The sequence below is a fragment of the Roseateles sp. genome, from assembly GCF_019237615.1.
Lineage (GTDB): Bacteria > Pseudomonadota > Gammaproteobacteria > Burkholderiales > Burkholderiaceae_C > Pelomonas.
The window spans coordinates 24,843-42,791 of record NZ_JAFAGT010000085.1; the positions used below are offsets into that span (position 1 = coordinate 24,843).

The window sequence follows — 17,949 nt, forward strand, 5'->3', positions numbered from 1 at the left end:
CCTCAGCCGGCGCCCAGCAGCAGCGCCACGCGGTAGGTGATGAAGGAGGCCAGGTAGGCCAGGCCGAACAGATAGGCCATCATGATCAGCGGCAGCCGGTAGCCGCCGGTCTCGCGCTTCACGGCGGCCAGCGTCGCGATGCACTGCGGCGCGAACACATACCAGGCAAGCAACGACAGCGCCGTCGCCAGGCTCCAGCTCTGAGCGATCAGCGGCGCCAGCGCCTGGGCGGCATCGTCGCCGGTGGCGGACAGCGCGTAGACCGTGCCCAGCGCGCTGATGGCCACCTCGCGCGCCGCCAGCCCCGGCACCAGCGCCAGACTGATCTGCCAGTTGAAGCCTATCGGCTCGAATAGCTTGGCCAGGCCGGCTCCCAGCCAGCCGGCCACGCTGTACTGGATGGGCGCGCCCGTCGCGCCCTCGGGCACCGCGGGGAAGCTGGCCAGCAGCCACAGCGCGATCGTCAGCACCAGGATGATGCCGCCCACGCGCTTGACGAAGATCATCGCGCGCTGCCACAGGCCGATGGCGATGGAGCGCGGGTGCGGCCAGTGGTAGCTCGGCAGCTCCATCATCAGCGGCCGCACGAGGCGGCCCGCGCTGGTGAAGCGCTTCAGCAGCCAGGCGACGACCAACGCCCCGAGGATGCCGGCGAGGTACAGGCCGAACAACACCAGGCCCTGCAGCTCGAGCCCCATCACCTGGCGCCGCGGCACGAAGGCGCCGATCAGCAACGCATAGACGGGAAGCCGCGCCGAGCAGGTCATCAGCGGCGCGATCATGATGGTGACCATGCGGTCGCGCGGGTTGGAGATCGAGCGCGTGGCCATGATGCCGGGAATGGCGCAGGCAAAGCTCGACAGCAACGGGATGAAGCTGCGCCCGGACAGGCCCACGCTTCCCATCAGCCGGTCCAGCAGCAGCGCGGCGCGCGGCAAATAGCCCGACTCCTCCAGGATGAGGATGAAGAAGAACAGGATCAGGATCTGCGGCAGGAAGGCCAGCACGCCGCCGGCCCCGGCGATGACGCCGTCGACGATAAGGCTGTGCAGCCAGCCCTCCGGCAGCCAGTGGCCCACCTGCTGGCCCAGCCAGACCATGCCGGCCTCGATCAGGTCCTTGGGCAGCTCGGCCCAGGAGAAGACCGCCTGGAACAGCAGGAACAGCAGCACCGCCAGGATGACCGAGCCGGCCACCGGATGCAGCAGCACGCGGTCGACGCGGTCGCTGGGCAGCGTGGGCAGCTCGTGGTCCAGATCCAGGGCGCGCAGCCAGGTCTTGACGGTGACATGGTCGTCGGACTGCTGCTCGGCCGCGATGGCGGCGCTCTCCCACACCTCGGGCCGGTCCAGCAGCGCGCGCAACTCGTCCAGGCCTTCCTTGTGGATGGCGACGGTTCGCACCACCGGCAGGCCGAGCTGAGCGCCAAGCGCCGCAGCGTCGATCTTGAGGCCGCGGCGGGCCGCCAGGTCAGCCATGTTCAGCGCGACGACCACGGGCAGGCCCATGCGACGCACGGCCAGCACCAGGCGCAGGTTGCGGCGCAAGTTGGTCGCGTCCAGCACGCAGACGACCAGGTCGGGCCGCTTCTCGCCCTTGGCGCGGCCGGCCAGCACGTCGCAGGTCACGCGCTCGTCCGGCGAGCGCGGGTGCAGGCTGTAGGTGCCCGGCAGGTCCAGCAGGCGCAACGCCTTGCCAGCGGTCGTGACGAGGCGGCCCTCCTTGCGCTCGACGGTGACACCGGCGTAGTTCGCCACCTTCTGGTGGCTGCCAGTCAGGCCGTTGAAGAGGGCCGTCTTGCCGCAGTTCGGGTTGCCGACGAGGGCAACGAGCTTGCCGCCGCGGTGGACGTGGACGACGGCTTCCGTCATCGTGTCGTCACGGCGATACATTCGGCCTCGGCATGGCGCAGCGCAAACGTCGACTGCCCGACGCGCACCACCAGGTTGCCCGTGCGCTGGGCACCGCGGCGCAGCACGCGCACGGCCTCACCCGGCAGGAAGCCCAGGTCGGCCAGCCAGGCGGCCCATTCCGGCGAATGCTGGGGTGCGCGCACCTGCTCGACGGTCAGCGCCCGCCCGGCAGGGGCGGCGGCGAGGCTGGAAGGCAGCGGCTCGGACATGGGCAGGTCGACGGGCTGTCGGTTTGATGAGAATGATTCTCATTGTACGCAAAGCCACGCCCACCCGGGCGCTGGCATGGACTTGCCCGACGAAGTTTTCGCGCGCCGTGCTCAGCGCGGGTTGAGGTGATCCAGCAACTGGTCGCAGACCTTCAGCGCCCTGGCGAAATCCAGCCGCGCCACGGCGGCCGACAACATGTGCATCTCCGGGCCGAGCGCAACCGCGTGGGCAGCCACCAGTTGCTCGCAGACGGCGACCGAGCGCATGTTGCGCTCCACCAGCAACTGGCGCAGCCGGCGCAGTGCCTCGAGCGGGCCACCGCCCGCGACCTCGGCCGGGGCGGGCGCCACGGCCGGCGCCCCGCCCGCGGTGAACGCCGCGAGCGCGGCCAGGCTGTCGTCGAGCCGGCCCTGCAGGGCCGCCAGGTCGACCGACGCCATGGCAGCGCCGTCGCGCAGGGCCTGCTCCTGCCGGCCCGCCGCGGCAGCCAGTGCACTGGCGCCGACGGCGCCAGCCAGGCCGCGCAGGGTGTGCAGCACGCGCAACGCGTCGCCCCGGCCCGAATGCCCCAGATGGCGCCCAAGGGCCTCCATCTCCCGGGGCGCGTCGTTGGCAAAGGAACGCAGCAGCCGCTCGTACAGCGCCCGGCGCCCGCCCAGGCGCCGCAGCGCGGCCTCGGGCTCCAGCAGGGCCACCTCGGCGGGCGCCATGGCCGGTACGGCAGGCCCCACAAGGCGGCACAGGCAGGCGACCAGTTGCTCCAGGTCCACCGGCTTGGCGACATGGTCGCGCATGCCGGCGGCCAGGCAGGCCTGGCGGTCGGCCTCCATCGCATTGGCCGTCATCGCGATGACGACGCTGTCGGGCCGGCGCGCGAGGATGCGCTGTGTCGCCTCGAAGCCGTCGATGTCGGGCATCTGCAGGTCCATCAGGATGGCGTCGTAGGCCGGCTCGGCCACGAGGGCCAGATGGGCGCCCTCCACGCCGCCGCTGGCCAGCGTGACAACGGCGCCCTCGTCTTCCAGCAACTCCTGCGCGACCTGCTGGTTGAAGGCGTTGTCCTCGACGATGAGCAGGCGCATGCCGGCCAGTCTCTGCTCCGCTGACGGCGCACGCGCCTGGGCGGGGCGGCCGCCCGTGGCCTCGACGACGACGTCGTACAGCATGGAGGCCGTGACCGGCTTGACGAGATAGCCTCCCAGGCTCTGGATGTCCTGCTCGCTGCGCTCGGCCAGCAACTCGCGGCCATGGGCCGTGACCATGATGATGACGGGCGCGTCCGACGCATGGCTGTCGCGGATGCGCCGCGCGGTCTCCCAGCCGTCCAGCCCCGGCATGCGCCAGTCCATCAGGATGAGCTGGTAGTGCGGCTCGCCGCGCTGCGCAGCCTCGTGCACCAGGCCCAGGGCCTGCTCGCCACTGGCCGCCAGCTCGCAGTCCCAACCCAGGCTCGCGCCTATGCCCTGCAGCACGTCACGGGCCATGGGGTTGTCGTCGACGACAAGTACCTTGAGGCCGCGCTGGGCCGGGTCGGCGTCGCCGCTGCCGGCCGGCGCACTCTCCATCAGCAGCTCGAAGTGGAAGCGGCTGCCCTCGCCGACCTGGCTGTCCACGCCCAGCTCGCCGCCCATCAGCGCGACGAGGCGGCGGCTGATGGCCAGGCCCAGGCCGGTACCGCCGTACCGCCGCGACGTGCTCTGCTCGGCCTGGCTGAAGCCATCGAAGATGTGCTCCAGCTTGTCGGGTGCGATGCCGATGCCGGTGTCGCAGACCTCGAAGCGCAGCCGGACGCACCCGCCCTCCTCCTCCCCCAGCAGCCGCAGGCCCAGGACCACCTCGCCCCGCTCGGTGAACTTGAGCGCATTGCCGGCCAGGTTGAGCAGCACCTGGCGAAGGCGCATCGCATCGCCCACCAGGGCGCCGGGCAGGCGCGGGTCGAGGCGAAACAGCACCTCGATGTCCTTGGCCCCGACGTTGGCCGACAGGATGACGGCCAGCTCGCGCATGAAGTCGCTGAGCTCGAAGCGGTGCAGGTCCAGCTCCATCTTGCCGGCCTCGACCTTGGAGAAGTCCAGCACGTCGTTGATGACGGCCAGCAGCGCCTGCGCGGCCGTACGGGCCTTGCTGGCGTAGTCGAGCTGGCGCGGTGACAGTTCGGTGCGCAGCAGCAGGTTGAGCATGCCCAGCGCACCGTTCATTGGCGTACGGATCTCGTGGCTCATGTTGGCCAGGAAGTCGCTCTTGGCCTGGCTGGCCGCCTCGGCCACGACGCGGGCACGCACCAGTTCCACCTCGGCGCGGTGGCGCTCGGTCACGTCGACGAGCATCTGCACGACGTTGACGAGATGGCCGCGCCCGTCGCGGATGGCGCTGGCGCTGGCATCGACGAAGAGTTCGCCGCCGCCGGGCAGTGCGAAGCCGCGCTCGAAGCGCACGTGTGCCTGCCGCCCGCCCGCCAGCCGTGCCAGCTCGCCACCCAGCGCGCGCCCGGCGCGGAAGTCCGGCAGGTCGGCGAGCTTGGTGCCGCGCAACGCGCCGGCCTCGCGGCACAGCATGGCCGTCAGCGCCTGGTTCACGTCCAGGATGCCCCCCTGTGCATCGCACAGCGCGATGCCGACCTGGGCGCGCTCGAAAATACCGCGGAAGCGCTGCTCGCTGTCGAGCAGCGCCCGCGTGCGCTGCTCCACGCGGGCCTCCAGCTGTTGTCGCTCGACGACCAGCTGCTCAGTCATGTGGTTGAACCCCCGCGCCAGCTCGCGGAACTCGCTGAAGCCGCAGACCGGGGCGCGCTCGTCCAGCTTGCCGCCGGCGATGCGAGCGACGGCACCGCTGAGCATCTCCACCGGCTCGACGATGCGGCGCCTCAGCAGCAGGCACAGCGCGAGGGCCAGCAGCAAGGCCAGGCCCAGGGCCAGGGCCAGGCGGTCACGCAGCGCGTGCGCCGGTGCGAAAGCCTCGGCCGCGTCGAGGTTGACCGACATGCCCCAGTCCAGCGCCGGCAGGTGGCGCCAGGCGGAGATGACCTCGACGCCCGCATAGTCACGCATCATTCCGCTGCCACTTTCGCCACGCAGGGCGCGCAGGGCGGGCGGCGCATCGGGCGCCACCAGGTCCATGCCCTCGGCCTGGCCCCGCCCGGGCGGGCGCCTGAGGTCGTTGATGAAGGCAGCCCCGTCGCCCTCCCGCCGCGCCAGCACCGTCTCACCGGCCAGCGCCAGCCCCGAACGCTCGGTCGCGACGCGCAGCAGCCGGTCGAGGCCCAGCTGCAGCACGACGCTGCCCAGCACGCGGTCGTCGACGACGACCGGGTGGACGAAGAACAGGGTCGGGGCCCCCTCGCCGCGCAGGCGCTGCACCGACGTCAGCTGCGCATCCAGGTGGTCGATGGCGCGGCGGTGGGCGGAAAACAGCTCGCTGCCCTCGAAGACCCCGCCATCCAGGCGCGTCGCCGCCGCCTTCATCGCGAAGCTGATGCTGCCGTCGGGCCGGACCAGCAGCAGGTCCAGGTATTTGCCGGTGTCGTAGAGCCGCTCGAAGAAGGCCCGGCTGGCCGCCGGCATGCGCGTCGCGGCGGCGTCGCCGCGTTGCGCCAGCAGCGCGGCGGCATCGCTGGCCTGGGCGACGAGGCGGCCGTCGTTCTGCACCTCGTTGAGATATTCGTTGATCTCGTGCACCTTCTTGCGCGACAGGACGACCAGTCCCTCGGTCACCGTCTCGCGCAGGCTCCGCTCGACGTTCACCAGCTGCCACAGCCCCACCAGCCCAAGGGGCAGGAGGGACAGCAGCATCAGGCCCAGCAGCAGCGCGGGCCCGACGCGCCAGGCTCGGCGCGTCGGCGCCACGGCCACGGGGGCCTCCGTCGGCGGTCGGGCGGCGCTCAACGCTCCACCTCGATGCGCGACAGCTCGGCCATCCAGTACTCGGCCGAGCGGAAGCTCGGCCAGGGCTCGGGCCGGATGTAGCGCGGCAGCAGGACGACCTCACGGAGCTGGCCGTCGGGCCTGACCTGGGCGATGCGCAACTGGCGCCACAGGTGGCGGCTGCGACCGTCCACCGTCGCAGAGCCCTGCGGCGCCGTCACGGACTGATGCAGCACGTTGACGGTGACCGCCTCGGTCTGCGGGCTGCCGACCTCGCGCACCGCCGCGGCCCAGATCTGCACGCCGAGGTAGGCCGACACGGCCGTGTCGCTGGCCAGGGCGGCCTCGCCCTGGCGGCGCCGCAGCCGCGCCAGGAAAGCTTCGTTGGCCGGCCCGGGCTGGGACTGCAGATAGCTCCAGGCGCTGAAGTGCCGGCCCAGCCGGCCGCCGCCGAAGGCCTTCATCTCGGGCTCGGCGGCGCCGAGGGACAGCACGGGCTGGTCGCCCAGCCCGGCGGCCACGAGGGCGTCGAAGAAGGCCTGGTTGCCGGCGCCGCTGATGGCGCTGAGCACGACGTCGGGCCGCAGCCGGCGCAGGTCGGCCATGACGGCACCCATGTCGCCGGCACCCAGCGGCAGATAGCGTTCACCCAGCAACTGGCCGCCGCCGAGCTGGACGAAGTCGCGCAGCACGATACCCAGGCGGCGCTGGTAGAGGCCATCGGTGCCGACCAGGTAGACACGCCGGCCGAAACCGCCCATGGCCCAGCCGGTCGCCGGCAGCGCCTGCTGGTTGGGCGTCGGGCCGGTGTAGACGATATGCGCCGACAGCGCCATGCCCTCATGGGCGGCCGGGTGGAAGAGCAAGTGCCGGTGGGCCTCCACCACGGGCCTGACGGCCTCGCGGCAGGCCGACGACCCGCAGCCGAACAGCACTGCCGCCTGCTCGGTACCGATCAGCCGCTCGGCTGCCGCGGCCGCGGCGCTTGGGTCGGAGCGCGAGTCCCCTATCCTCAGCTCGACGCGCCGGCCCAGCAGGCCACCGCCGGCGTTGAGTTCCTCCACCGCCATCTTGACGGCCGCCACCAGCGGCGCGTCGCTCTCCGCCATCGGACCGCTGAGCGCATGCAGCAGGCCGATGACGATGGGGCGACGCTCCGCATCGGTGGCCTCCCTCTGCACGAAGTAGGCCACCAGCCCCAGGGCCAATGCCAATAGCAGGCCGCCTGGCCACGCCCATCGGGGCCGCAAAGCCCGCATGGCCTAGCCCGCCGCGCGCCGCGCCTCGGGCGAGATCATCGGCAGCGTCAGCCTTGCCGTGGTGCCCACGCCCGGCGTGGATGCCACCTGGATCTGCCCACCCAGCGCGAACGTGACCAGATTGCGGACGATGTACAGCCCCGGCTCGCTGCGGTTCAGGCCGAAGCGGGTGGAGAAGAAGGGGTCGAAGACGCGGCCCAGCATGCCCGGCGGGATGCCCGCGCCATGGTCCTGCACCGTAATGACCAACTGGTCGTCGCCCAGGGGCCGCACGCGCAGATGCACCTCGCCGCCGGCCTCGCGGTAGGCGTGCTTGATGGCGTTCTGGATCAACGTCCCCAGCACCTTGGCCAGCGCGCCGCGGAAGCTCAGCAGGTGCAGGTCGTCGCCGGCGTCCAGCTCGCAGCGCACCTGGTGGGTCTCCAACGCCGGCGCCAGGCCGGCAACGACCTCATGCACCAGCTCCAGCAGCGAGAAGCTGCGGCGCTGGTCGCCGAAGTTGTCGGCCGTGGACTGCAGGAAGGAATCCACGATGGACAGCGCGCGCTGGAGGTTGGACAGCACCAGGCCCACGCTCTCGCCGCTGACGCGCAGATGCCGGTCGAGGTCGCTGCGCTTGATGCTGCCCGCCTGCGCGAGGCCGCGCAACTGGGCCAGGTCGTCCTGCAGCGTGCAGGCCGAGATCAGCGCATTGCCCAGTGGCGAGCTCAGCTCCTGGGCGATCCCGGCGATGGTTCGGCCGACCGAGGCCAGCTTGTCGCGCTGGAACAGCTCGATCTGCGAACGTGCAAAGCTCTCGGACGCGAGCTTGAGATCGAGCTGGGTGCGCACGCGCGCCTTCACGACGACGTCGACGAAGGGCTTGGGGATGTAGTCGACCGCGCCGTGGGCAAAGCCCTCGGCCTCGTCGTCCGCGCTGCCCTGCACGGTCACGAAGATGATGGGGATGCCGCGCGTGCGCGGGTCGGCCTTCAGGCGGTCGCAGACCTCGTAGCCGCTCATTTCTGGCATCAGCACGTCGAGCAGGATGAGGTCGGGCAGCTGCTGTGCGCAGTAGGCCAGCGCCTCGGCACCGCTGGTAGCCATCGACACCTCGCATTCATCCACCAACAGCTGGTATAGCGCGTGGATGTTGCTGGGCTGATCGTCTACGACGAGGATGAGCGGCATGGCGGCCCAGGATAACCGCAGCCCCAGCCCCGACGCCGCTGTCCTGCCCTGGGCTTTCCCCAGGGGTCGTGCCGTGAATCCGTCGCACATTTCGCGCATCGCGCCCTCCCATAATCTGCGCCTTCCGCACCGCCGCCAATGCCTCTGCGCACGCTCACGCTCGGTCTGATCTGGCTCGCCATGGCGGCGCTGGCCGCGCTGTTCCTGTTGCTTTGGGGGCTGCGCGGCACCGGCGGCGTGGCCATCGACGCCGCCCTGCTGATCACGGCCCTGCTGCTGCCGCTGCCGCTGTGCGGCCTGTTCGCCTGGTACCGGGGTGCCGCCGCCACGGCGGCGGCCAAGTCCCGCCTGCTGGCCCAGATCAGCCACGAGATCCGCACGCCCATGAATGCCGTCATGGGCATGACCCAGCTCGCACTGCAGACACCGCTCACGACCGAGCAGCGCGAGCTGCTGACGCGGGCCGACGCTGCCTCGCGCAGCCTGTTGGGCCTGATCAACGACGCCATCGACGTCTCCAAGATCGAGGCCGGCCAGATGCTGATCGAGTCGCAGCCGCTGCGGCTGGAGGACGTCGTCGCCCAGGCCATAGAGCGGGTGCGGCAGGCCCATGGCAACCCCGATGTCGCGCTGGTCTGCGACTGGGCCGATGCCGGACTGCTGGGCGCGCAAGGCCAACTGCTCGGCGACGCGCAGCGTCTGCAGCAGGTGCTGGTCAACCTGCTGTCCAACGCGCTGCGCTTCACGCCCTCCGGTCAGGTGCTGCTGCGTCTGGCCATGCAGCCCGCCGACGCGCAGGACCGGGCATCACTGGCCATCACGGTGCAGGACAGCGGCATCGGCATGAGCGCCGAACAGCTCGACGGCCTGTTCCGAGAGCCTGGGCCGGGCGGCCCAGCCCAGGCGCGGCGCGACGGCGGCAGCGGCCTGGGGCTCGGCCTCACGCGCCGCCTCGTCGAGCTGATGGGGGGCCGCCTGCACGTGCGCAGCCAGCCGGGCCGGGGCAGCAGCTTCGAGGTCCACCTCGCGCTGCCGCTGGACCCGCAGGGCCAGCTCCCGGTGCCGCTGCGGCCGCAGCGCGTGCTGCTCGCCAAGGTTGCCGCCGACGCCCCCGAAGCGACGCTCTCCTTGCTGCGCCACCTCGGCCTCGGCCCGGGGCTGGCCGCCAGCAGCGATGTCGCAGGCATGCTGGTGGCGCTGGCCCAAGCCCGCCAGGCCGCCCAGCCCTTCGACTGGCTGCTGCTGGACTGGCGTCTGCCCGGCCCGGGCGCCACCGGCGCCGAGCTGCTGGCCCAGCTGCGCCGCGAGCACCCTGGCCTGCGCATCGCCGTGCTGAGCCCACCTGGCCAAGCCGATGAGCCGGCCCAGGCCCGCGCCTTTGGTGCCCGCGCCCTCTGCCCCAAGCCGCTGCTACCCGGGGAGCTGCGCCGCCTGCTGGGCGACGCGTCCGGCGACCGCCCCGCCGGCGTCGACACCCAGTCCCTCGCCGGCCTGAGGGTGCTGCTCGTCGAGGACCATGCCATCAACCAGGAGATCGCGCTGCGCCTGCTGAGCAGCCGCGGCGCACAGGTCGAGCTCGCCGCCAACGGCCAGGAATGCCTGGATCGACTGAGGGAACGCGGCCCCGCTGCCTACGATCTCGTGCTGATGGACCTGCAGATGCCGGTAATGGACGGCCTCAGCGCGACGCGCCGGCTGCGCGAGCTGCCCGGCTTCGAGACCCTGCCCGTGCTCGCGATGACGGCCCATGCCCTCGCCGAGGAGCGCGCCGCCTGCGCGGCCGCAGGCATGCAGGGCCACATCGCCAAGCCGCTGGACGTGGCGCGTCTGGTGCGCGAGCTGCAACGCTACCGCCCCCAGGCCCAGCTCTCGCCGCCGCCGCTGCTGGACCTGCAGCTCGGCCTGCGCCAGTTCGATGGCCAGGCCGCCCTCTACCGTCGCACCCTGCAGGGCTTTGCCGACCAGTATGCGGACGGCCTGGCCGCCTGGCCCGGCTGGCTGGCGCGGGGCGACTGGGCCGAGCTGCGCCGCGCCGCCCACACGCTTCAAGGCCTGGCCGCGACGCTGGGCGCTCGCCCCCTGCAGCGGGCAGCCCATGCGCTGGAACGCAGCGCACTCGCGGCCGACATCGCAGCGGCCGACGAGCAACTGGACCATGTCCGGGCCGGGCTGGCGCTGCTGCAGGCCGAGATTCAGGCCGCCCTGGCCCGTCCCTGGGACGGCGCCGCGCCGCGCGGCAGCGGGCCGGGCGATGTCGAGGAGCTGCGCCAACTGCTGGCCCAGAGCGACAGCCAGGCGCTGGACTGGTGGCAGGCCCATGGCCCTCATAGCGGCCTGGATACCGAGCTGCAGCGGCGCCTGGAGCGCGCACTGGCGGCGCTGGACTTCGACGCTGCCGCCCAGGCCCTGGGCCCCTCGACCAGGGGCAGCGCATGACGTCGTCGCTGATCGTCGTCCTCGGCCCGCGGGGCACGCGCTGGCTGTTCGCAATCGTCGTCGCGTCGGCGCTGCTCGCCTGGGGCAGCGAGACGGCCGCGGGCGTCATCGAACCCGGCGACCGCATCGCCTATCCGCTGATCGCCGCGGCCTTCACGGCCCTAGTGTTGCTTGTCTGGCGACGACCGCAGCTGCTGCCGCTGTGGCAACGCGGCGGCGCCACCCTGCTGGCGCTGTACTTCAGCCTCAGCATGCTGGGCTTCACGCTGCGCGACGGCCCCGGCCCCAGTCTCTACACGCTGGGCAGCTTCGCGCCCTGGACCATGGCCAGCAGCCTTCTGCTGTTCACCGCCTGGCGCGCCCGCCAGGCGCTGCTCATCTCGCTGGGCCTGCTGGTCCTCATGCTGGCGCCGCCGACGCTGTTGCGATTCCTCGGCACGCCGCCGCCCTGGCTCGTCGAGGGCTGGCCGCTGATTGCCAACCTGGCGCTGTGCCAGACGATGTTCTGCCTCGCGCTGTGGGGCCTGTCGCGCCAGCTCGGCCGGCTGACGCAACTGGCCCCGTCCGCCGGCGCGCTGGCCACGCCCGACGACCTCGTCGCCGCGCGGCTGACCGAACTGGAGAGCGCGCGCGCCGCGGCCGAGGCAGCGTCGCGCGCCAAGTCCGACTTCCTAGCCAACATCGGCCACGAGATCCGCACTCCGATGAACACCGTGCTCGGCCAGACCCGGCTGTTGCTGCAGGGTCGCCTGCCGGCCGAGCAGCGCGGGCGGCTGCAGGAGGTGGCCAAGGCGGGCGAATCGCTGGTGAGGCTCATCGACGGGCTGCTGGACTACGCCGACCTCGACGCCGGCCGCCTGCAGCTGGCCGACGCTGCGCTGCACCTGGAACAGGTGCTGGCCCATGCCTTCGACGCCGTGCGGCCGGCGGCCCAGGCCAAGCACCTGGACCTGATCTGCGACATCGCCTCGCCCGAGCTGCTGGGCGCAGCGGGCGCGCGCCGCGGCGATGCGGTGCGCCTGACCCAGCTCGTCACCGAGCTTCTCGTCAATGCCGTCAAATTCACGTCGACCGGCCAGATCAGGCTCGGCGCATCCCTCGACGCCTCCGGCGGCTGGGTGCTGTGCGTGCGCGACAGCGGCGTGGGTCTCGAGCCCGAGCAGCTCGCCCGGCTGTTCACGCCCTTCGCCCAGGCCGAGGCCGGCGCCACGCGGCGCTTCGGCGGTACCGGCCTTGGGCTGGCCGTCTGCCGCGCGCTGGCCGAGCGCATGGGCGGCACGCTCACGGCGCGCGGTGCCCCGGGCCGTGGCAGCGAGTTCGAGCTGACGCTGCCGCCCTCGCCCTGCCCCGGGTTCAAGCTGCCGCCGACGCCGACGGCGCGCCGGATGCTGCTGGTACAGGCCGCGCACAGCCCGGGCCACGAAACGCTGGTGGCGTTGTTGAAGGCACTGGCGCCGGCGACCCGCGTCGACGTGGTCGCCCAGGGCCGGCAGGCGCTGGCCCGTCTCGTGGCCGTACCGGCCGGCCAGCCCTATGACCTGGTTCTCATCGACTGGGTGCTGCCGGATATGGAAGGCGGCGAACTGCTAGCCCGCCTGGCCCAGAACGGCCCTCCGCGCGCACGCCGCATCGTGCTGCTGAGCGCCTTCGACACGCCGGTACTGCGCGAACGTGCGCGACGTCAGGGCGCCGAGACGCTGGCGGCCAAGCCGCTGTTGCCGCACGCGCTGCGCCGCCTGCTGGACCCGGACCACCCCTTGCCCGCCGAGCGGCTGCCGCCCGATGCCGCCGCCCCGGCCGGCACCGACGCGGCCGCGCTGTTCAGCGAGCTCGACGCCCTGCTCGGCGAGGCCGACAGCCACGCACTGACGCTTTGGGAGCTGCATGAATCGGCCATCATCGACGCGCTGCCAGCCCACCAGGCCAAGGCCCTGGCAGGCGCGATGCAGCGCTTCGATTTCGACGGCGCCCAGGCCGCGCTGCGCGGCGAGCTGCAGGACGCTCCGAAGCCATGACACCGCCCGAGATCGCCGCCCAGGCGTTGAGCCAGTCCGTCACCCAGGCCACCGTGCTGGTCGTGGACGACACGCCCGCCAACCTGACGCTGCTGGCCCAGGTACTCAAGCCCAGCTACCGCGTGCAACTCGCCGTCAGCGGCGCCAAGGCGCTGGAGATCTGCCGCCGCCAGCCGCCCGACCTCATCGTGCTCGATGTGATGATGCCGGAGCTCGACGGCTACGAGGTCTGTCGCCGGCTCAAGGCCGACCCGGCAACGCGCCGCGTGCCCGTCATCTTCCTGACCGCGCTGACCCGGCCCGAGGACGAGAGCGCCGGCTTCGAGGCCGGCGGCGCCGACTTCATCCACAAGCCCTTCAACCCGGCCACGGTGCGGGCCCGCGTGCGCACCCATCTGCAGCTCAAGCTCGCCGAGGACCAGCTGCTGTGCCGCAACGCGCAGCTCAGCGGCGAGCTGGACGCGCGCCGGCGCGAGGTCGAACGGCTGCGCGACACCACGCTCTTCGTCATGGTCAGCCTGGCCGAATTCCGCGACGCAGACACCGGCAACCACATCCAGCGCACCCAGGAGTACGTGCGCACGCTGGCACAGTGGATCGCCGCCCAGCCCGACGGCCCGGCCGACCTCACCGAGGCCGCCATCGACGAGCTGGCCAAGGCCGCGCCACTGCATGACATCGGCAAGGTCGCCATCCCCGATGGCGTCCTGCTCAAGCCCGGCCGGCTCTCACCCGACGAATGGCGGGTCATGAAGACCCATGCCGAGCATGGCGCCGACCTGCTGCAGCGCGCCATTGACCGCCTTGGCGACGATGCCGGCCCGATGCTGACTTTCGGCAAGCAGATCGCCCGCCACCACCACGAGAAATGGGACGGCAGCGGTTACCCGGACGGCCTGGCCGGCGAGGCCATCCCGCTGGCCGCCCGACTGATGGCCGTGGCCGACGTCTACGACGCGCTGATCAGCGTGCGTCCCTACAAGAAGGCCATGACCCACGACGAAGCGCTGACCTTCATCCGTGGCGGCGCCGGCAGCCATTTCGACCCGCGCATCGTCGAGGCGCTGGACGCCTGCCTGGAACCGGTGCGGGCCATCGCCTCCCGGTGGGCGGATTGATAATCCTGCCCCTCATGCAGTCCGCCCCCATCCTCAACATCTCCTGCTATCTCTTCGTCTCGCTGACCGACGCGGCGGCGCTGCGCGAGCGGCTGCACGCGCGGGCGCAGGCCCTGGCCCTCAAGGGCACGGTGCTGATCGCCGAGGAGGGCATCAACCTCTTCCTGGCAGGCCCGGCTTCAGCCGTGAACGCCTGGGTGGACGAGCTGCGCGCCGACCCCCGATTCGCGGCGCTGACGCCCAAGGAGAGCTGGAGCGAGGGCCAGCCCTTCCAGCGCCTGAAGGTCAAGGTCAAGGCCGAGATCATCCGCATGAACCGCCCCACCATCCGCCCCGACCAGGCGCCGCGCGCACCGGCGCTGGCGCCGGCGACCCTGGCGCGCTGGCTGGACCAGGGTCATGACGATGCCGGCCGCGAGGTCGTCATGCTGGACACGCGCAACGGCTTCGAGGTCGACCACGGCGCCTTCGACGGCGCCATCGACTGGCGGCTGCACAGGTTCAGCGACTTCCCCGACGCGCTGGCCGCCCACCGCGACGAGCTGGCCGGCAAGACCGTGGTGAGCTACTGCACCGGCGGCATACGCTGCGAGAAGGCCGCCATGGTGCTGGAGGAGCAGGGCCTGACGGCGTGGCAGCTGGACGGCGGCATCCTGAAGTACTTCGAGGACACCGGCGGCAAGCATTACCACGGCGGCTGCTTCGTCTTCGACGAGCGCGAGTCGCTGGCGCCGGATCTGAGCCCGGTCTCGTGAGCAGCCGGCTGTCCGAGCTCCTGCTGAAGGCCACCGGCATCCTGCTGATGCTGGCCGCGCTCGGCTTTGCCGTCAGCAAGGCGCCGGACCGCTCGCTGGAGAGCCTCGTGCCGCGCTGGGCGCCGCCGCCGTCCGACTTCGTCGAGCTGGACGGCCTGCTCGTCCACTACCGCGACCAGGGGCCCAGCAGCGATCCCGTGCCCCTGGTCCTCATGCACGGCACCAGCGCCAGCCTGCACACCTGGGAGGGCTGGGCAACCGAGCTCAGCGCCACGCGCCGCGTCATCAGCTTCGACCTGCCCGGCTTCGGCCTGACGGGGCCGAACGCCGACAACGACTACAGCGACGCCCGCTACGTCGCCTTCGTGCGCCAGTTGCTGGCCCGCCTGGGCGTGGGCCGGGCCATCGTCGGCGGCAACTCTCTGGGCGGCGAGATCGCCTGGCAGTTGGCCCTGGCCGACCCGGACCGCGTCGCCGGCCTGGTGCTGGTCGACGCAGCCGGTTTCGACTTCGTCCCCGAGTCGCTGCCGCTGGGCTTCCGGATCGCACGCATCCCGGTGCTGCGCGAGCCCATGCGCTGGCTGCTGCCGCGCCGTGCCATCGAGGTCAGCGTGCTGGACGTCTACGGCGATCCAGGCAAGGTGAGTGCCGCGCTGGTGGACCGTTACTACGAACTGGCGTTGCGGGAAGGCAACCGCGTCGCGCTGATGCGGCGCATGGACCAGCTCGCACCCACCCCCGTCGGGCGCCTGCCCGAGATCAAGGTGCCCACCCTCATCCTCTGGGGCGGCAAGGACAGGCTGATCCCGCTGCGCTGGGGCCATGAGTTCGAAAAGGCGATCCCCGGCAGCCGTCTGGTGGTTTTCCCGAACCTGGGCCATGTGCCTCAGGAGGAGGACCCGACTGCTACCCTTGCGGCCTTGCGCGACTGGCTGCCTCAGGTCGCCCGCTGAATCCGTCTCACCCGAGAGGTCCGACATGAAGAAACCCTCCCTGCTCGCCCTGGCCCTGCTGGCCGCGGCCGGCCTCGCCCACGCCCAGCCCCCCGACTGGAAGAAGCTGCGCATCGGCGTCGAAGGTGCCTACCCGCCGTTCTCCGAGATCGGCCCGGACGGCAAGCTCAAGGGCTTCGAGATTGAGCTGGTGCTGGCCTATTGCGCCGAGATGAAGGCCCAATGCACGCTGGTGCAGCAGGACTTCGACGGGCTGATCCCGGCGCTGCAGTCGCGCAAGGTGGACGCCATCTTCGCCAGCGTCTCCATCACCGAGGAGCGCCAGAAGACCATCGCCTTCTCCAAGCCCTACTACAACACGCCGGCCCGCCTGGTCGCCAAGGCCGGCGTGAAGCTGGAGCCCACAGCCGCCGGCCTGAAGGGCAAGAAGATCGGCGTGCAGCGCGGCACGACGCACGAGACCTACGCCGCCAAGACCTTCACGCAGAGCGAGATCGTGCGCTACGGCAGCCAGGACCAGGTCTTCCTGGACCTGAAGAGCGGCCGCATCGACGCGACGCTGATGGATTCGCCCGCCGCCGACTTCGGCTTCCTCAAGAAGCCCGAGGGCAAGGGCTTCGCATTCGCCGGCCCGCCCATCCTGGACGACAAGATCTTCGGCGTCGGCACCGGCGTGGGCATGCGCCGCGCCGACGAGGCCACGCTGGGCAAGAAGTTCAACGCCGCCATCGATGCGCTGCAGGCCAACGGCACGTTCAAGACGCTGGCCGGCAAGTACTTCGACTACGACATCGCACCTCGCACCAAGCAGTGACGCGCGACGCCGGCGCCGACGGCGCGCGGCGCTTCCCACAGGGCCGCCCCCGGGCGCCGACGCTCTCCCCATGTTGTTGCACGGATTTCTCCCAAGCCTGCTCGAAGGCGCCGCGATCACGCTCGCAGTGGCCCTGTCCTCGCTCGCGATCGCGGCCCTGCTGGGCCTGAGCGGCGCCTTGGCCAAGCTGTCGCGCTCGCGCGTCGCGCGGGGCGTGGCGGCCACCTACACGACGCTGATACGCGGCGTGCCCGACCTGGTGCTGATGCTGCTGATCTTCTACGGCGGCCAGGTGGCGGTGAACACCGTCGCGCCCCTGCTGGGCCATGAGGACTACATCGACATCGACCCCTTCCTCGCGGGCGTGCTGACCATTGGCTTCATCTTCGGCGCCTATCTCACCGAGGCCTTCCGCGGCGCCTTCCTGGCCGTACCGCCAGGCCAGCGCGAGGCCGGCCTGGCCTACGGCATGAGCCCACGCCAGGTGCTGTGGCGCATCACGCTGCCGCAGATGCTGCGCCACGCGCTGCCGGGCGTCTCCAACAACTGGCTGGTGCTGCTGAAGAGCACGGCCATCGTGTCCATCATCGGCCTGTCCGACTTGATGACGCGCGGCCAGCAGGCCGCCGGCACCACGCGCGAACCCTTCAGCTTCTACCTCGCCGTGGCACTGATCTACCTCGTCTTCACGAGCCTGTCCGAGCTCGCCTTCGGCTGGGCGCGGCGCCACCTGGCCATCGGCGTGAAGGAGGGAGAGCTGTGAACTTCGAGGCCATAGGCGAGAACTTCCCGCTCTACCTGTCGGGCCTGGGCATCACGCTGAAGCTGCTGTCGCTGTCGCTTGCATGCGGCCTGCTGCTGGCCCTGCCTCTGGCCGTCGTGCGCACCGTGTCCAAGGGCTGGGCCTCGCGGCTGGTCTGGGTCTACACCTATGCCTTCCGCGGCACACCCATGCTGGTGCAACTCTTCCTCTGCTACTACGGCCTGGCGCAGTTCGACGCGGTGCGCGACAGCTGGGCCTGGCCCTGGCTGTCGTCGGCGTCGTTCTGCGCGTGGCTGACATTCACGCTGAACACGGCGGCCTACACGACCGAGATCATTGCCGGCAGCATCCGCGCGCTGCCGGCCGGCGAGATCGAGGCCGCCAAGGCGCTCGGCATGGGCCGCGGCCTGATGCTGCGCCGCATCGTGCTGCCCGCCGCCCTGCGCCGTGCGCTGCCGGCCTACGGCAACGAGGCCATCTTCATGCTGCACGGCACCGCCCTGGCCAGCGTCGTCACGCTGCTGGACGTGACCGGCGCCGCCCGCGCCGTCAACGCCAAGTACTACCTCCCCTTCGAAGCCTTCATCACGGCCGGCGCCTTCTACTTCGTGCTGACGCTGGGCCTGGTCGGACTGTTCCGCTGGGCCGAGGCGCGCTGGCTCAAACCCATGATGAACCGCTGA

13 protein-coding genes are annotated in these 17,949 nt (G+C 71.4%); 8 read left to right on the forward strand and 5 right to left on the reverse strand.

All coding sequences use genetic code 11. The features are described from left to right. Positions 1 to 2 precede the first annotated feature (2 nt). The 5 genes from feoB to JOY88_RS16760 form a co-directional block, all read right to left on the reverse strand. Positions 3 to 1,871 carry a ferrous iron transporter B gene (gene feoB, locus JOY88_RS16740; protein ID WP_293503986.1) on the reverse strand — a complete coding sequence of 623 codons (1,869 nt, stop codon included), beginning with the start codon at positions 1,869 to 1,871 and terminating at the stop codon, positions 3 to 5. Continuing rightward, positions 1,868 to 2,122 (reverse strand): FeoA family protein, encoded by a 255-nt coding sequence (locus JOY88_RS16745; RefSeq protein WP_293503764.1) that lies wholly within the window; start codon positions 2,120 to 2,122, stop codon positions 1,868 to 1,870. Before JOY88_RS16745 ends, feoB begins: the two co-directional genes overlap by 4 nt. A 111-nt stretch (positions 2,123 to 2,233) precedes the next feature. Further along, positions 2,234 to 6,004 carry a response regulator gene (locus tag JOY88_RS16750; RefSeq protein ID WP_293503765.1) on the reverse strand — a complete coding sequence of 1,257 codons (3,771 nt, stop codon included), beginning with the start codon at positions 6,002 to 6,004 and terminating at the stop codon, positions 2,234 to 2,236. After that, on the reverse strand, positions 6,001 to 7,197 hold the full coding sequence (locus JOY88_RS16755; protein ID WP_293503766.1) for a transporter substrate-binding protein: 1,197 nt from the start codon (positions 7,195 to 7,197) through the stop codon (positions 6,001 to 6,003). Before JOY88_RS16755 ends, JOY88_RS16750 begins: the two co-directional genes overlap by 4 nt. A 48-nt stretch (positions 7,198 to 7,245) precedes the next feature. Beyond that, a complete protein-coding gene (locus JOY88_RS16760) occupies positions 7,246 to 8,412 on the reverse strand; it encodes an ATP-binding response regulator (protein ID WP_293503767.1) in 1,167 nt (388 codons plus the stop codon). Positions 8,413 to 8,550: 138 nt separating this feature from the next. Here JOY88_RS16760 and JOY88_RS16765 point away from each other — a divergent pair, with 138 nt between their 5' ends. The 8 genes from JOY88_RS16765 to JOY88_RS16800 all read left to right on the forward strand — a co-directional run bounded on the left by JOY88_RS16765 (position 8,551) and on the right by JOY88_RS16800 (position 17,949). Beyond that, positions 8,551 to 10,848, forward strand: a complete 2,298-nt coding sequence (locus JOY88_RS16765) for a response regulator (protein ID WP_293503768.1) — start codon at positions 8,551 to 8,553, stop codon at positions 10,846 to 10,848. Next, positions 10,845 to 12,863: an ATP-binding response regulator gene (locus tag JOY88_RS16770; RefSeq protein ID WP_293503769.1), complete on the forward strand. Its 2,019-nt coding sequence runs from the start codon at positions 10,845 to 10,847 to the stop codon at positions 12,861 to 12,863. The genes JOY88_RS16765 and JOY88_RS16770 overlap by 4 nt, the downstream gene beginning before the upstream one ends. Next, positions 12,860 to 13,981 carry an HD-GYP domain-containing protein gene (locus JOY88_RS16775; RefSeq protein ID WP_293503770.1) on the forward strand — a complete coding sequence of 374 codons (1,122 nt, stop codon included), beginning with the start codon at positions 12,860 to 12,862 and terminating at the stop codon, positions 13,979 to 13,981. Before JOY88_RS16770 ends, JOY88_RS16775 begins: the two co-directional genes overlap by 4 nt. A gap of 14 nt (positions 13,982 to 13,995) precedes the next feature. Then, complete coding sequence (locus JOY88_RS16780; protein WP_293503771.1) at positions 13,996 to 14,736, forward strand: sulfurtransferase; 741 nt, start codon at positions 13,996 to 13,998, stop codon at positions 14,734 to 14,736. After that, positions 14,733 to 15,689 (forward strand): alpha/beta fold hydrolase, encoded by a 957-nt coding sequence (locus JOY88_RS16785; protein WP_293503772.1) that lies wholly within the window; start codon positions 14,733 to 14,735, stop codon positions 15,687 to 15,689. Before JOY88_RS16780 ends, JOY88_RS16785 begins: the two co-directional genes overlap by 4 nt. A 25-nt stretch (positions 15,690 to 15,714) precedes the next feature. Beyond that, positions 15,715 to 16,503 (forward strand): ABC transporter substrate-binding protein, encoded by a 789-nt coding sequence (locus JOY88_RS16790; RefSeq protein WP_293503773.1) that lies wholly within the window; start codon positions 15,715 to 15,717, stop codon positions 16,501 to 16,503. 70 nt (positions 16,504 to 16,573) lie between these two features. Beyond that, positions 16,574 to 17,266 (forward strand): ABC transporter permease, encoded by a 693-nt coding sequence (locus JOY88_RS16795; RefSeq protein WP_293503774.1) that lies wholly within the window; start codon positions 16,574 to 16,576, stop codon positions 17,264 to 17,266. After that, complete coding sequence (locus tag JOY88_RS16800; protein WP_293503775.1) at positions 17,263 to 17,949, forward strand: ABC transporter permease; 687 nt, start codon at positions 17,263 to 17,265, stop codon at positions 17,947 to 17,949. Before JOY88_RS16795 ends, JOY88_RS16800 begins: the two co-directional genes overlap by 4 nt.

Coding starts and splice junctions, on each gene's coding strand:
- feoB (WP_293503986.1), bottom strand. CDS start 1,871: ATGACGGAAGCCGTCGTCCACGTCCACCGCGGCGGCAAGCTCGTTGCC.
- JOY88_RS16745 (WP_293503764.1), bottom strand. CDS start 2,122: ATGTCCGAGCCGCTGCCTTCCAGCCTCGCCGCCGCCCCTGCCGGGCGG.
- JOY88_RS16760 (WP_293503767.1), bottom strand. CDS start 8,412: ATGCCGCTCATCCTCGTCGTAGACGATCAGCCCAGCAACATCCACGCG.
- JOY88_RS16765 (WP_293503768.1), top strand. CDS start 8,551: ATGCCTCTGCGCACGCTCACGCTCGGTCTGATCTGGCTCGCCATGGCG.
- JOY88_RS16770 (WP_293503769.1), top strand. CDS start 10,845: ATGACGTCGTCGCTGATCGTCGTCCTCGGCCCGCGGGGCACGCGCTGG.
- JOY88_RS16775 (WP_293503770.1), top strand. CDS start 12,860: ATGACACCGCCCGAGATCGCCGCCCAGGCGTTGAGCCAGTCCGTCACC.
- JOY88_RS16780 (WP_293503771.1), top strand. CDS start 13,996: ATGCAGTCCGCCCCCATCCTCAACATCTCCTGCTATCTCTTCGTCTCG.
- JOY88_RS16790 (WP_293503773.1), top strand. CDS start 15,715: ATGAAGAAACCCTCCCTGCTCGCCCTGGCCCTGCTGGCCGCGGCCGGC.
- JOY88_RS16795 (WP_293503774.1), top strand. CDS start 16,574: ATGTTGTTGCACGGATTTCTCCCAAGCCTGCTCGAAGGCGCCGCGATC.